The organism is Aquirufa nivalisilvae (assembly GCF_003143535.1).
Lineage (GTDB): Bacteria > Bacteroidota > Bacteroidia > Cytophagales > Spirosomataceae > Aquirufa > Aquirufa nivalisilvae.
The window spans coordinates 253,075-268,109 of record NZ_CP029346.1; the positions used below are offsets into that span (position 1 = coordinate 253,075).

Here is a 15,035-nt window from a genome sequence, read left to right on the forward strand (position 1 = left end):
GCAGATAAAATCGATGTTCAAATTAGGTATTTTGAGCTGATTCTCCTTAATTTAAATTTAAAATAGTCGATGATGCAAAAACGGTTTTTTCTAATCTCGGGATTGATATTACTAGTCTTTTTGGCATGTAAGCAGGGTGCCGTAGCACCAGAACCTTTAAATATTCAAGATATAAAGCCAATTCCTGCTAAGGAATATAGCTTTACTGAAAATCCGATATGGGCGGATGAGTTTAACCAATCAGGCTTACCAGATGATCAAATTTGGTCTTATGATGTAGGGGGCTCTGGTTGGGGGAATAATGAACTTCAATATTATACGAAGGCGGATTTGGATAATGCACATGTTGAAAACGGTGTGCTGACAATAGAGGCTAAAAAGGAAAGTTATGAAGGGAAAAATTATACCTCGGCAAGGTTAGTTACCAAGGGCAAAAAAGATTTTTTATATGGTCGGATAGAAGTTCGAGCTAAATTACCAGCAGGACGAGGCAATTGGCCTGCGATTTGGACTTTGGCTAGTCAATCGGAATATGGTCAAACGTATTGGCCAGATAATGGAGAGATAGATATCATGGAACATGTGGGCTATGATCCTGGGGTGGTGCATGCCACGGTACATACCAAAGCTTTCAATCATGTAATCAATACGCAAAAAGCTGGAATAACGCAGGTGCCAGATTTTGATCAGGTATTTCATGTGTACCGCATCGATTGGACGCCTGAATATGTGAAAGCATTTATCGATGGGAAGGAATATTTTACTTTTCAAAACACAGGTAAAGGTTGGGAAGAATGGCCATTCGACAAAAAGCAGCATTTGTTGTTAAATATTGCCGTAGGCGGAAATTGGGGTGGTCAAAAAGGCGTTGATGATTCAATTTTCCCTTCCAAGATGTTGATAGATTATGTGCGAGTTTATGGGTTGAAAAATTGATTTTTCCCCTAACGCTGGCAAGGTTCCAAACCTTGACAGCGTTGGGCTTAGAACGTTTTTTTCGACAAATTAATTGCATCATTTTCATCAAGTAATTGATAATTATTATTTGTGCAGCTTTTGAATGAAATAAGCTATTTGATTGGAATTCTTTGCCGAATTTTAAGTTTAGGAATCAAAGGGTAATCATCAATTTCTTCCGAGGAGTAAAGGTATGTTAAAGAGGATAAAATTTGGGCTTTTAGGAATTATGGTAAGTTTATCCACTTGTCAAACCTCAGAACCAGTAAATATGAGTGAGTTTACGGAGAATCCCATTTGGGAGGATAATTTTGATTTAGAAGGGTTACCTCATTCCAGCCGCTGGACTTATCAAGTTGGGGGAAGTGGTTGGGGAAATAATGAATTACAATATTACACAGAAGCAGATTTAGACAATGTTCGGGTTCAAAGCGGGCTCTTGTCCATAGAAGCTCGAAAAGAGGCTTTATTGGGAAAAAATTATACCTCAACTAGGCTAGTTACTTTGGGGAAGTTTGATTTTCTCTATGGTCGAGTCATTGTTCGAGCTAAATTGCCAACGGGTAGAGGGACATGGCCAGCTATTTGGATGCTTTCTTCGGAAAACAAATATGACCCTAGCCATATTCCAAACAATGGAGAAATTGATATCATGGAACATGTTGGGTATGATCCAGGACAAGTTCATTCAGTCATACATCGCTATAATTCCAATATGGGATTGGTACCCTATCCAGAATCCATCACTGCAGTGAGTGATTTTAATACAGCTTTTCATGAATACCGTATGGATTGGACGCCAAAGTACATTAAAACTTTTTTGGATGGGAAGGAAACGTTGAGTTTTACAAATTCAGGAAAAGGATGGCAGGATTGGCCATTTGATCAGAAAATGTATTTATTAATGAACATTGCTGTAGGAGGAAGTTGGGGAGGTTTAAAAGGAGTTGATGATCAAGTATTTCCAGCCAAAATGGAGGTAGATTATGTACGAATATATGCTTACAAACAACAATAATATGAGATATCCAAAGGCTGCGGAGGCATTTGACAGACTGTTATGCATCATGGATGATTTGAGGGAGAAGTGTCCTTGGGATAAGAAACAGACCATGGATACTTTACGGCATTTGACCATAGAGGAGACCTATGAATTGTCAGATGCGATTTTGGAAGGCGATCAAATGGAGGTTAAGAAGGAAATCGGGGATTTATTTCTGCATTTGGTCTTTTACAGTAAAATAGGTTCTGAGAGTCAGGCATTTGATGTCAAAGATGTCTTAGATAGTATTGCTGAAAAGTTGATTTCCAGGCACCCTCATATTTATGGAGATGCCAAAGCAGATACAGAAGAAGAGGTTAAAGCGAATTGGGAGGCATTGAAGTTAAAGGAAGGAAACGAGTCTGTATTGTCCGGAGTGCCAGGGTCATTACCTGCCTTAGTTAAAGCGATGCGTATTCAGGAAAAAGCCAGAGGTGCTGGTTTTGATTGGGAGGAAAAAGAACAGGTTTGGGCTAAAGTAGAAGAAGAATTAGGAGAGTTTAAAGAAGTATTTGTGGGGAAAGAATTGTCTTCAAGACAGAAAGAGGAGGCAGAAGGAGAGCTTGGCGATTTGATATTTAGCTTAGTCAATTTTGCTAGGTTTATCGATATCAATCCTGAAACGGCAGTTGAGCGGACAAATCGGAAGTTTATTTATCGATTTCAGTATTTGGAAAAGAAAGCAAAAGAAGCGGGGAAAAGTCTATCCGAAATGACCCTTGCCGAGATGGATGTATATTGGGAGGAGGCTAAAAAAAGCAACGCTGTCAAGGTTTAGAACCTTGACAGCGTTAAGCTAACGAATGAGATTTGTTATTTAGTATGCCCCATTAATGAGCAAACTGATAAACTGTTTTACTCGCATAAGTTTGACCTGGACGTAAAACAGTGCTAGGGAAACTAGGATGATTAGGAGAGTCTGGGAAATGCTCTGTTTCTAGGCAAAAGCCCATTCTTTTCGTATAATTTACGCCATATTTACCCGTGTACGTGCCATTTAAAAAGTTACCTGTATAAAATTGTGTGGCGGGTTCAGAAGTTGATAATTCGATACTTCTGCCTGAAACTGGGTCTACCACCTTGCCAACTTTGGCAAAAACTCCAGGAGCTTTATCAAAAACCACGCAGTGGTCATATCCACCACCTCGTTTGATCTGAATATCATCTGCATCAACTCGTTCTGAAATAAGATGGGGTTGTAGAAAATCAAAAGCTCCACCTTTTACATCAACTAGTTCGCCCGTTGGGATTAAAGTTTCATCAACGGCAACCAATTTGTTGGCATTCAGTTGAACCTGGTGCCCAGTAACATCTCTTTTGGCATTTCCAGATAAATTAAAATATGTATGATTACTTAAGTTAAGTACCGTTGCCTTGTCAGTGGTGGCTTTATACTCAATTCCTAATTCATTAGCAGGACTTAAGGTATATGTTACTTGAACTTGTAAGTTACCAGGATAACCTTCCTCTCCATCTTTTGAAAGGTATGACAAAACTAATTTAGAACCTTTGTCGTCACCTTCTGCGGCTAAGACTTTCCAAACAACTTTATCGAAGCCTACTTTACCACCATGCAGGTGATTTCCCATGTTTTGGGTATACAATTCATAGTTTTTGCCGTCTAAACTAAATTTTCCTTTAGCAATTCGGTTTCCATATCTTCCAATTAGGGCTCCAAAATAAGGAGAACCCTTTTCATACTCTTGAAGAGTTTCGTAACCTAATACAACATCTTCAATTTTATTGTTTTTGTCAGGGCATAAAATTTTAGTGATAATACCTCCGTAGTTCATGATCTGAACTTCCATGCCAGATTTGTTTTTCAGGGTATATAGGGTAACAGCTTCTCCGGCTTGTGTTTTACCGAATGGTTTGGATGTAAGGGACATAGGGCCTTTAATAGGTTTTGCGAATAAAGAAATGGATAAATTTTGAATACAAAGAAAGGCAATTGGTAGCCAAATGGCGATTTTTTTCATGTTGTCATGGTCTTGAGGCTTCTAATTTAAGGAATTCAGTTGAATTTGAAATTATTTTATTTATCTTTGCACCCCGTTTAAAAATTAATTATTAATCTAAATTTCAGCATGTTAGCCCAGCATGTTGATGTACCTAGGGCAAAAATTATGTCTAATAAACAAAAAGATTTCGACTGGGATCAGGTCGATGGTAAAGGTTTCGGTGGTAATTACACTGCTGAGCAAAAGAAACAAATGGAAGCAGCCATTGAGGCTACTTTGAATTCGGTTACTGAGAAGGAAGTGGTGAAAGGTATTGTGGTAAGTAAAACAGACCGTGAAGTTATTGTTAATATTGGATTCAAATCTGATGGTTTGGTATCTGCTTCTGAGTTTCGTGATATGCCGGATTTGAAGGCTGGAGACGAAGTAGAAGTGTATATTGAAAACCAAGAAGATTCAAATGGCCAATTGATTCTTTCTCGTAAGCTTGCAAAAGTGATGGGAGCTTGGATCAACATTGAGCGTGCTTTAGAAGAAGATACCATTATCAATGGTTTTGTAAAGCGTCGTACCAAAGGTGGTTTGATCGTAGATATTTTTGGAATCGAAGCTTTCTTGCCAGGTTCTCAAATTGATGTTAAACCTATCCGTGATTTCGACATTTTTGTTGGAAAGAACATGGAGGTTAAAGTGGTTAAGATTAACCATACCAACGACAACGTAGTTGTTTCTCATAAAGTATTGATCGAAAAAGATCTTGAGGAGCAACGTCAATTAATCTTGAACAACTTAGATAAGGGTCAAGTATTAGAAGGTGTGATCAAAAACATGACTAATTTCGGTGTGTTCATCGACTTAGGTGGTGTAGATGGTTTATTGCACATTACAGATATCTCATGGGGTCGTATCAACCACCCACAAGAGGTGTTGAAGTTAGATCAGAAGATCCAAGTTGTCGTATTAGATTTCGACGAGAACAAGAAGCGTATTTCTTTAGGTATGAAGCAATTACAAGCTCATCCTTGGGAAGCATTAGCTGCTGATGTGGAAGTTGGTTCTAAAGTAAAAGGTAAGATTGTTAACGTAGCAGATTACGGTGCATTCTTAGAAGTATTACCAGGTGTAGAAGGTTTAATCCACGTGTCAGAAATGTCATGGTCTCAACACTTACGTAATCCACAAGATTTCTTGAAAGTAGGCGATGAAATGGAAGCAGTAGTGTTGACATTGGATCGTGCTGAGCGCAAGATGTCTTTAGGTATCAAGCAATTGACAGAAGATCCTTGGACTAAAACTGATTTATTGTCTAAATATGCAGTTGGTACTAAGCACAAAGGAACTGTACGTAACTTAACTAACTTCGGTTTATTCCTTGAGTTAGAAGAAGGAATCGATGGTTTGGTACACGTTTCTGATTTATCTTGGACTAAGAAAATCAAACATCCATCTGAGTTTGTAAAAGTAGGAGATTCATTAGATGTTATCGTAATCGAATTAGATGCTGATAACCGTCGTTTGGCTCTTGGTCACAAACAATTAGAAGAAAACCCTTGGGATACATTTGAAAGTGTATTTACTGTAGGTTCTTCTCACAAAGCTACTATCATCTCTAAAAATGATAAAATGGCTGTGTTAGAATTGCCATACGGTATCGAAGGTTTATCTCCATTGAAGCAATTGACTAAAGCAGATGAGTCAGTAGCGGAAGTTGGTGAGGCATTGGATTTCATTGTTACTGAATTCCAAAAAGATGATCGTAAGATCATTCTTTCTCACACACGTACTTTCACTGCTCCAACTGCAGAGGAAACAGCAGCAGCTGCTAAGCCTGAAAAGAAAAAGGCAGCCGCTAAGTCTTCAGAAAAGACAACTGTTACAGCTGAGAAATCAACTATGGGTGATATCGGAGCTTTATCTGCCTTGAAAGAGCAGATGGAAGGTGCTGAGCGTGCTCAAGCGATCAAAAAATTGGAGAAAAAATCCAAGAAAGCTGAATAAGTAAATTAAGGTTTGCTGGAAGGGGTTTGCGAGAGCAAGCCCCTTTTTTTATGCCTAATCAGGATTAGTACCATTGAATCTACTAATTGGCATAATTGAGCAAATTGGTAAAATATCAAGAAATAGATTTGTCTTTTGAAGTTTTTTTGGCAATTTTACTAGGCTAAATGCAGATTTGTCAACGTTTCAAACGTTGACAAATCTTTGATAATTAACAACCTTTAAAACTAGCAAATACTATGAGTAATCATTCTAGGCGAGATTTTATTAAAAATGCGTCTGTCGCAGCTGCCTCTTTTTACATTGTCCCGCGCCATGTACTTGGAAAAGGATATCAAGCACCATCCGATAAATTGAACATCATGGGTATTGGTGGTGGAGGAAAAGGATATAGTGATATCATGAATTCCTACAACAAAGGTGCAGAGAACATTGTTGCTATCGTGGATGTTGATGATCGTCAGGTGGCTAGAATCAAGAAAGACTTACCTAAAGCGAATTTTTATAAAGATTTCCGTGCTGCCTTAGATAAAGAAGGTAATAACGTAGATGCTGTTATCGTATCTACTCCAGATCATACCCACGCTACTATTGCTATGGAAGCGATGCGTCGTAAGAAGCACGTTTATGTTCAGAAGCCTTTGGCTCATGACATTTATGAGGCTCGTATTATCGCTGAAAAAGCTCGTGAAATGCAAGTGGTTACCCAAATGGGAAATCAAGGATCTTCAGGTGATGGTGTTAGAACCATGATTGAATGGTTCGACGGTGGTGTTATCGGTAAAGTTCACTCAGTTCAAGTTTGGACTAACCGACCTGTATGGCCACAAGGTATTAAATACCCATCTGCTGGTTTTGAAGTACCTAAAGAATTAGATTGGGATTTATGGTTAGGACCAGCTAAATACCGTGAATACAATCCAGCATTATTGCCATTTAAATGGAGAGGTTGGTGGGATTATGGTACTGGTGCTTTGGGAGATATGGGTTGCCATTTATTAGATCCTCCATTTAAAGTATTGGGTATCCGTGATGCCATAGACGTAGAATGCTCTGTTGGATCCGTATTCTTGAATGATTGGGTTCCTGAGTGGATTCCAGAAGGATGCCCTCCGTCATCTATGGTGACCTTACACTATGCTGCAACGAAACGCAATCCTTCTCCAGTAACCTTAACTTGGTATGATGGTGGCTTGCGTGCTCCTCATCCAGAAGGAATTCCATCTACAGATACTATCGGAGATCCAGACGGGACCAATGGGGTGATCTTGATTGGTTCTAAAGGAATCATGACTTGCGGAACCTATGGTATGTATCCTAAAGTTTACAAAAATGGTAAACAAGTGCCGGCAGAAGAACTTCCAAAAGCTAGATTACCTCGCGTTTCTGGAGGTGATGGTGGACATAACACGCAGTGGGTAGAAGCTTGTAAAGCAGGTTTTGGAAAAATGGAAGTTAGTTCTCCATTTGACTACGCTGGACCATTTACTGAATCTGTTTTGATGGGTAATTTAGCTATTCGTTCGTACATGTTACGTGAAGGCGAAGGTCGTACTGCCAAATACATCGGTCGTCAAAAATTAAATTGGGATGCAACTAATATGCGTATTACCAATTTTGACCTAGCGAATCAATTCGTAAGAAGAGAATACCGCGCAGGTTGGACCTTGTAATAAAATTTTAATTTGATAATGATGAAAGGACGGGGATTTCCCCGTCCTTTTTTTACTTTTGCCTAGCAAAATTCTTCTCTATGAAATTCGACTCCAATTTACCTAAATTAGCTGTTTTACAAGAAGTTCAAACTTATGTTGAAGCAGCAGGATATCGAATCGTAGACCATGATTTTACTAGGCCATGGGGAGGGTTCTTTGTGCTGGATGAAAGTCAAACAGGTAAATTTGTATCTCAATATTTCCCTCAATTGAGTCTTGATGACATTCAAATCACCCAGAAACTCAGCCCTAAGTTTTTAGTGGTTGCCCCCAACCAACGCCTATCTTGGCAATACCACTTTCGTAGAGCGGAAATTTGGACGGTTGTTCATGGCCCCATAGGTGTGGCCATTTCATCTACCGATGTGCAAGGTGATTATGGTGTATATCAAGAAGGAGAAGTCATTGAATTGCCAACAGGTAAAAGACATCGACTGATTGGATTGGATCAATGGGGATTAGTGGCAGAAATTTGGCAACATACCGATTTAGCTCATCCTTCGGATGAATCCGATATTGTTCGTTTGCAAGACGATTTTGGCAGATAAACTCCATGCCATTCATCACTTCTGCAAACCGATAATCTAAAAATAATACAAAAAACTTTGTAGTACTTAAAAGTTTCCTTAGTTTTACGCTCTCGATTTTAAATAAAAGAAAGAGCATGAAATGTAGAATACTTGAAAAGGGAGCAGAATTGTACTTTCGATACGGGGTTAGAGCCGTAACGATGGATACGATTGCTACGGAATTGGGGATTTCTAAAAAAACGATTTATCAACATTTTCCAGATAAAGATGCCATGGTGTATCAGGTATTGGAATCTTTTATTCAAAATGATCAATGTAAATGGGAAGATTTGAATAAAAGTTCCAAAGATGTGATTCATAAAACCTTGTTATCGTTGGAAATTATGAAGACTACCTTGTCTGAAATGAACCCTCGTCTCATGTTTGAAGTGAAGAAATACTTCCCTAAGGCATACGACTTATTTACTAAGTATAAAGAGGATTGTATTATGAATTCTCTTAAAGTGGATTTGAAAACAGGGATAGAACAAGGTTATTTCCGCCCAGAAATTGAAGTTGAATTAATTGCGCGACTCCGTATGGGAGAAGTGGATTTATCGTTTGACCCTAACTTTTATTCACATAGTAAACTTTCCTTTTTTGATACGCAACAAATTTTATTGGACCACTTCATGCGAGGTATCCTCACAGAAAAAGGTCTTTCTCTCTACTTATCTTACCAAAATAACAACTAACATGATTCGCCAAAAACTCTACTTTATCGGGCTGTTTTGTTTCTTGTCACTAACGGGTATGGCTCAAAGTTTCAGTCTTAAAGAGGCTGTTGACTATGCTATCATCCACCATGTGCAAGTGAAAAATAGCAATTTGGATTTGCAAAATGCGAGTGCAAAAATTAATGAAATCAAAGCTATTGGATTACCTCAAGTCAATGGAGGAGTAACCTATACGAATAACTTGATCATTCAAAGGATGTTTATTCCTGCCAAAACTTTTAATCCTAACGCTGCTGACGGAGAAATCGTTGCTGCAGAATTTGGAGTGAAGAATTCAGGTATGGCAAATATTGGATTAAGCCAATTAGTCTTTGATGGAACCTATTTGTTAGGCCTTAAAGCTTCTGAGGTTTACAAAGAGCTATCCACAAAAAACTTGATTCAATCTAAGCAGCAAGTGGCAGAAGGTGTCATGAAGGCGTATTATGGAATTCTTGTGAATGAAAAGCGTTTGCAAATTTTGCAAGCCAATGTAGGTCGTTTAGATACTTTATTGAAAGAAACTAGAGCCTTAAATAAGCAAGGTTTTGTGGAAAAGATTGACGTTCAACGTTTGGAAGTACAATCCAATAACCTAAAAACAGAATTGGACAACGTCATCCGTATCCAAGATTTGGGATATTCTCTTTTGAAATTTCAAATGGGCTACCCGATGGAAGAACCCATTCGTTTATCGCTTACCTTAGAACAAGTGGATATGAAATTTAATCCTTTGGAGGAGAATTTACCATTCAACTACAGTAATCGCATTGAATATTCCATTCTTAAAACGCAGGAAGGGCTAGCTGAACTAGATGTTCGTAGTCAAAAGGCTGGATATTTACCTCGACTTTTATTCAACATGAGTTATGGATTTACCTCAGGTCGCAAGTATTTCAGTGATTTGGTTAGTCAGCCATGGTTTGATAACTCCTCTTTAGGATTCACATTGCAAATTCCAATTTTCGATGGGTTTTCAAAGAAATATAAAACAATTCAGTCGCAGAATAACTTACAAAAAGTTCGTCAGAGCTATGATTTAGTGAAGTCATCCATTGATTTACAACGTAGTCAATCATTGATTACTTTGAAAAATTCGTTGGAATCATTGAAGGAGCAAAAATCTAATTTGGACTTGGCGAATGAAATTTCTCGAGTGACTCGCGTGAAATATCAACAAGGTGTAGGTTCAAATTTAGAAGTGTTGAATGCCGAATCTTCGATCAAAGAATCTCAAGCCAATTACTTTACTTCCCTTTACAATGCCCTAATAGCTAAGGTAGAATTGGAAAAGGCCAACGGTACATTATATTCAGAATAACACGATTTTAACAAATTATCATATGAAAAATCTTACCATTTTATTAGCCAGCGTATTACTTGTAGCTTCTTGCTCCAAGTCAGTAGATAAAAAACAAGAGTTAGCTGATTTGAAAAAGCAAGCTCAAGAAATTAGTGCTAAAATCGCTACCATCGAAAGGGAGATTGGCAAGGAAAGTCCTAAAGCTGCAGAAAAAGTGGTTGCTGTAGGTGTTAGCCCAATTCAAACTCAAACGTTCAACCACTTTGTAGAAGCTCAAGGATCTGTTTTGGCAGAAAATACTGTTTTAGTAAGTCCTCAAACAGCTGGTGCTATTCTTACTTTACCTGTCATTGCTGGTCAAGCCATCAAAAAAGGACAGTTGATTGCAACCTTGGACAACAATATCTTGAAGGAATCCATGGAAGAAGTAAGACATCAATTGTCTCTAGCTAAGATACTTTTCGACAAGCAAAAGTCTTTGTGGGATCAACAAATTGGTACTGAGGTACAATATTTGAGTGCTAAGTCTAACAAAGAGTCTTTAGAAAAACGCCTTGTTACTTTACAGGCTCAATTGGCTATGTCGAAAGTAATTGCTCCTATTTCAGGAACTATCGAAATCGTTCGCCAAAAAGCAGGTGAAATGGCTTCTCCAGGTTTGCCAATTGTTCAAATCGTGAATTTAGGCAATTTGAAAGTAGCTGCTAAAATTTCGGATACGTATGTAGGTTCTGTGAAAGTAGGCGACCCAATCGTGATTAAATTCCCAGATATCAACAAAGAAGTTAAGGCTCGTATAACTTTGGTTTCTCAATTGGTGAATCCATTGTCTCGTACTTTTGATATCGAAGCACGCATTCCAAATGTGGGCAATGAGTTAAAACCAAATCAATTGGCGGTGATCAACATCAATGACGTTTCTAAAGCAAAGGCCATTGTATTAGATGAAAATTTAATCCAAAAAACAGAAAAAGGAAACTTGATTTATGTGGCAGTTGACGAAGCAGGAAAGAAAGTAGCACGTGCGCGTCAAGTTTCGATTGGCTTGTCTTATAACGGTCAAGCTGAAATTACTTCTGGTATCAAGGCGGGTGATCAAATCATCACACAAGGCTATCAAGATTTAGTTGACGGTCAAGCCATTTCATTCTAATCTGAAAGAATCCACAACATGGAAAAAAATATAAAAAACGAGCAATTGCCCGAAGGAAAAGGACTAATCTATAACATGATAGAATGGTTGGGGCATAATCGTACGACCATTTACATCTTTACCTTCATCATTTTTGTAGCGGGTATGGGTATCTATAAGCAATTGCCTAAAGAGCAATTTCCAGATATCGTAGTTCCACAAATGGTGATTCAAACTGTCTATGCGGGAACAACTCCAACTGACATTGAGAATGTGATTAACAAACCCATTGAAAAGCAATTAAAAGCAGTCACTGGGGTTAAAAGCGTGAAATCGAACGCCTTGCAAGATGTATCTGTGATCATCGTGGAGTTCAATACGGACGTTACAGTGCCGGTGGCTAAACAACGTGTTCAAGATGCGGTAGATAAATCCATAACGGATTTGCCTAAAGACTTGACCCGACAACCATCTGTGGCTGAGGTGAACTTTTCAGAGTTCCCTATTATGAACATCAACATAGCGGGAGATTATCCATTGGATAAGCTGAAGAAATACGCAGAAGATTTGCAAGATGAGATCGAAGGAATGCCTGAAATTAATCGGGTGGATATCATTGGTGCATTAAAGCGTGAGATTCAAATCAATTTGGATTTAGCAAAAATGCAGAGTTACGGTTTGACTTTCTATGATATTCAAACAGTAGTACAAGGAGAAAACGTGAACATTTCAGGAGGGGAGCTTCCTGTGAATGGAGTAAGACGTTCCTTGCGTGTGACTGGTGAATTCAAAAGCATGGAGCAATTGTCTAACATCATCATTCGTTCCAGTACTGGTGCGGTCGTACGTTTAAAAGACGTAGCTGATGTACAAGATAGCTTTGAAGAGAAACAAGATTTTGCTCGTCTTAATAATAAGTCAGTAATTACGCTAAACGTCATCAAACGTGCTGGAGCTAACCTAATTGATGCTGCTGACCGTATCGAAAAGACCATTGATGAATATAAAGAAACACGTTTTCCTAGCGGGTTGACTGTTTCTATTACGGCTGATCAGTCGGAAAGAACTCGTGGAGATTTAGCAGATTTGATCAACACCGTAATCTTGGGTTTCGTTTTCGTAGTAATCGTATTGATGTTCTTCATGGGTGTGCGTGATGCTGCTTTTGTGGGATTATCGGTGCCATTATCGGCCTTATTGACATTCTTGTTCATGCCAGGTTTCGACTTCACCTTGAACACCATTGTGCTTTTCGCCTTCTTGTTGAGCTTAGGTATTGTGGTGGACGATGCCATTGTGGTCATTGAAAATGCTCACCGTTTGTTTAACAATTTTAAGAAATTGAGCATTGTAGAGGCGGTAAAATTAGCAGCTTCTGAAGTTTTTGTGCCAGTATTATCTGGAACATTAACGACAATTTCTCCATTCTTGCCTTTGTTGTTCTGGCCGGGTATCGTTGGAGAATTCATGAAATTCTTACCCATTACCTTAATCATTACTTTATTTGCTTCCTTATTTGTGGCTTATGTAATGAATCCCGTTTTTGCCATGTCATTCATGAAGCGTCATGATGAAGAGGTGAATGATGTCAAGAATCCTAAATTTTCGGACATCCGTAAAACCGTATTTGTTCTATTGAGCCTTACCCTAGGTGGTTATGTTTTAGGCTTTAAATTGGGTCATTTTGGTTTTGGTAATTTCTTCCTTTTTGCGGTAATTATTTATGTGTTTAACCACTTTATCGTTACTCCTAAATGGATTGTGCCATTCCAAGATAAAACGTTGCCATCCTTTAAAAATGCTTATCGTCGAATAATTTCTTGGGTATTAGAAGGCAGCAGACCTATTTATGCCGTATTAGCTTCTTTTGGACTATTAGTATTCTCATTCGTACTATTTGGTATCGTGAAACCTAAGGTGATTTTCTTCCCATCCGGTGACCCAGATTATGTCTATATCTATGCCAAAATGCCGATTGGAACGGATGCCGTAGTGACGGATTCTATGACCAAGGTCATAGAAGGACGTGTGTTTACTTTCTTGAAGAAAGAGCAGGCGATGAGAATTGTTAATTCTGTTATTTCTAACGTAGGTAAAAACGCAGGCGATCCAATGAACCCTGATCGTAGTGCTACTCCGCATAAAAGTAAGGTGACGATTGCCTTTGAGAAAGTTCAAATGCGTGCTGGTTTATCGACGCAAGATTTATTAACCAAATTGCAAAACTCATTCAAAACAAATCCAATTCCTGGAGTTGAAATGGCGATTGAGCGTGAAAGAAATGGTCCTCCTACAGGTAAGCCTATCTCGATCGAGATTTCTGGGGATGATTTTGGGGTATTGTTGGACTTAGAGAAAAAAGTACTGAATACGATTCAAAAATCAGGGGTACAAGGTATTCAAGAGTTGAAGTCGGACTTGGTAACTAATAAGCCTGAAATCATCGTTGATGTAAATCGCGAGAAGGCAAGTAGAGAAGGAATTTCTTCAGCACAAGTGGCGATGGCTATTCGTGGAGCTTTGTTTGGTGTTGAAATCTCTAAATACCGTGATGTTAAAGATGAATATCCAATTCAATTACGATTAAAAGGAAATTCTAGAAATCAGATTGAAAAATTACTTTCTATGAATATTACGTACCGTGATATGAATTCAGGAGGTCTATTACGTCAAGTTCCATTGAGCTCAGTAGCTGATATTCGTTACGCTTCTTCATTCAGCCAGATTAATCGTAAAAACCAAGAGCGTGTAGTAACCCTAGGTTCCGATGTAATTGAAGGTTATAATGCCAATGAGATTGTAGCGGAATTGAATGGAATATTCGAAACCATGGAATTGCCTCAAGGCTACAAGATTAAGATGGGTGGAGAGCAAGAGCAACAGCAAGAAACGGGGGCATTTTTAGGAATTGCCTTTATCTCAGCTTTGATTTTGATTTACTTAATCTTGGTTACTCAGTTCAACTCAGCAGTGAAACCTATCATCATTTTTGCTACTATTTTACTTTCCTTAGTTGGGGTAATTCTAGGATTCTTAGCTTTTGGTATGACATTCTCCGTATTGATGTCGGGTGTGGGAGTGATTGCCTTAGCCGGAATCGTTGTGAAAAATGGTATCCTATTGATTGAGTTTATTGAGGAATTACGATTTAAGCGTGGATATGATTTGAAAGAAGCTATCATCGAAGGAGGAGGAATTCGTTTAACTCCCGTATTATTGACAGCATCTGCTGCGGTTTTAGGTTTGATACCTTTGGCCCTAGGTTTGAGTATCGACTTTGCCGCCATGTTTACCGAATTGAATCCTCATATTTTCTTTGGATCTGATTCAGCCGTATTCTGGGGAATTCTAGCTTGGACCATCATTTTTGGTTTGACTTTCTCAACGGCTTTGACTTTGGTAATTGTTCCATGTATGTATTATTTATCGGAACGTATCAAGCAAAAAATCCGTAAAACAGCTTAATACAATTTTAATTTATATTTTGGGGATTAGATAGAAAGACCTCGGACATTGTCCGAGGTCTTTTTGTTAATACAGAAAGATCAAATGAGTTAGAAATTTCCTTTCTACTAAAGAGTTTTAGAGCCCTGTTTATTATCAATTTCTTGGACAATATGGGTGAAATTTCATTCGTTAAAA

At 38.4% G+C, this 15,035-nt stretch carries 11 protein-coding genes; 10 read left to right on the top strand and 1 reads right to left on the bottom strand.

Features of this window, described 5'->3' with window-relative positions; all coding sequences use genetic code 11:
* The first annotated feature begins 72 nt into the window (after positions 1-72).
* The 3 genes from HME7025_RS01080 (at position 73) to mazG (ending at position 2,777) form a co-directional block, all read left to right on the top strand.
* Positions 73-936: a glycoside hydrolase family 16 protein gene (locus HME7025_RS01080; RefSeq protein ID WP_109324882.1), complete on the top strand. Its 864-nt coding sequence runs from the start codon at positions 73-75 to the stop codon at positions 934-936.
* 292 nt (positions 937-1,228) lie between these two features.
* The gene (locus HME7025_RS01085) at positions 1,229-1,975 is read left to right on the top strand and encodes a glycoside hydrolase family 16 protein (RefSeq protein ID WP_226998250.1); all 747 of its coding nucleotides are present in this window, start codon (positions 1,229-1,231) and stop codon (positions 1,973-1,975) included.
* Between the two features lies 1 nt (position 1,976).
* The gene (gene mazG / locus HME7025_RS01090; RefSeq protein ID WP_226998251.1) at positions 1,977-2,777 is read left to right on the top strand and encodes a nucleoside triphosphate pyrophosphohydrolase; all 801 of its coding nucleotides are present in this window, start codon (positions 1,977-1,979) and stop codon (positions 2,775-2,777) included.
* 52 nt (positions 2,778-2,829) lie between these two features.
* Here the strand turns inward: mazG and HME7025_RS01095 are convergent, their stop codons facing one another.
* Positions 2,830-3,978, bottom strand: coding sequence for an aldose epimerase family protein (locus tag HME7025_RS01095; protein ID WP_109321873.1), 1,149 nt, complete (start codon positions 3,976-3,978; stop codon positions 2,830-2,832).
* A gap of 147 nt (positions 3,979-4,125) precedes the next feature.
* On the opposite strand from HME7025_RS01095, the gene rpsA reads away from it, so the two are divergent.
* The 7 genes from rpsA to HME7025_RS01130 all read left to right on the top strand — a co-directional run bounded on the left by rpsA (position 4,126) and on the right by HME7025_RS01130 (position 14,858).
* The gene (gene rpsA / locus HME7025_RS01100) at positions 4,126-5,958 is read left to right on the top strand and encodes a 30S ribosomal protein S1 (protein ID WP_109324884.1); all 1,833 of its coding nucleotides are present in this window, start codon (positions 4,126-4,128) and stop codon (positions 5,956-5,958) included.
* Positions 5,959-6,197: 239 nt separating this feature from the next.
* Positions 6,198-7,631, top strand: a complete 1,434-nt coding sequence (locus HME7025_RS01105) for a Gfo/Idh/MocA family protein (RefSeq protein WP_109321874.1) — start codon at positions 6,198-6,200, stop codon at positions 7,629-7,631.
* An 80-nt stretch (positions 7,632-7,711) separates the two neighbouring features.
* Positions 7,712-8,221 carry a cupin domain-containing protein gene (locus HME7025_RS01110; RefSeq protein ID WP_109321875.1) on the top strand — a complete coding sequence of 170 codons (510 nt, stop codon included), beginning with the start codon at positions 7,712-7,714 and terminating at the stop codon, positions 8,219-8,221.
* A gap of 116 nt (positions 8,222-8,337) precedes the next feature.
* Positions 8,338-8,937 (top strand): TetR/AcrR family transcriptional regulator, encoded by a 600-nt coding sequence (locus HME7025_RS01115; RefSeq protein WP_109321876.1) that lies wholly within the window; start codon positions 8,338-8,340, stop codon positions 8,935-8,937.
* 1 nt (position 8,938) lies between these two features.
* Positions 8,939-10,279 (top strand): TolC family protein, encoded by a 1,341-nt coding sequence (locus HME7025_RS01120; protein WP_226998252.1) that lies wholly within the window; start codon positions 8,939-8,941, stop codon positions 10,277-10,279.
* 22 nt (positions 10,280-10,301) lie between these two features.
* Positions 10,302-11,414 carry an efflux RND transporter periplasmic adaptor subunit gene (locus HME7025_RS01125; protein ID WP_109321878.1) on the top strand — a complete coding sequence of 371 codons (1,113 nt, stop codon included), beginning with the start codon at positions 10,302-10,304 and terminating at the stop codon, positions 11,412-11,414.
* A gap of 75 nt (positions 11,415-11,489) precedes the next feature.
* On the top strand, positions 11,490-14,858 hold the full coding sequence (locus HME7025_RS01130) for an efflux RND transporter permease subunit (protein ID WP_226998313.1): 3,369 nt from the start codon (positions 11,490-11,492) through the stop codon (positions 14,856-14,858).
* The last annotated feature ends 177 nt before the right edge of the window (positions 14,859-15,035 follow it).

Coding starts and splice junctions, on each gene's coding strand:
- HME7025_RS01080 (WP_109324882.1), top strand. CDS start 73: ATGCAAAAACGGTTTTTTCTAATCTCGGGATTGATATTACTAGTCTTT.
- HME7025_RS01085 (WP_226998250.1), top strand. CDS start 1,229: ATGAGTGAGTTTACGGAGAATCCCATTTGGGAGGATAATTTTGATTTA.
- mazG (WP_226998251.1), top strand. CDS start 1,977: ATGAGATATCCAAAGGCTGCGGAGGCATTTGACAGACTGTTATGCATC.
- HME7025_RS01095 (WP_109321873.1), bottom strand. CDS start 3,978: ATGAAAAAAATCGCCATTTGGCTACCAATTGCCTTTCTTTGTATTCAA.
- rpsA (WP_109324884.1), top strand. CDS start 4,126: ATGTCTAATAAACAAAAAGATTTCGACTGGGATCAGGTCGATGGTAAA.
- HME7025_RS01105 (WP_109321874.1), top strand. CDS start 6,198: ATGAGTAATCATTCTAGGCGAGATTTTATTAAAAATGCGTCTGTCGCA.
- HME7025_RS01110 (WP_109321875.1), top strand. CDS start 7,712: ATGAAATTCGACTCCAATTTACCTAAATTAGCTGTTTTACAAGAAGTT.
- HME7025_RS01115 (WP_109321876.1), top strand. CDS start 8,338: ATGAAATGTAGAATACTTGAAAAGGGAGCAGAATTGTACTTTCGATAC.
- HME7025_RS01120 (WP_226998252.1), top strand. CDS start 8,939: ATGATTCGCCAAAAACTCTACTTTATCGGGCTGTTTTGTTTCTTGTCA.
- HME7025_RS01125 (WP_109321878.1), top strand. CDS start 10,302: ATGAAAAATCTTACCATTTTATTAGCCAGCGTATTACTTGTAGCTTCT.
- HME7025_RS01130 (WP_226998313.1), top strand. CDS start 11,490: ATGATAGAATGGTTGGGGCATAATCGTACGACCATTTACATCTTTACC.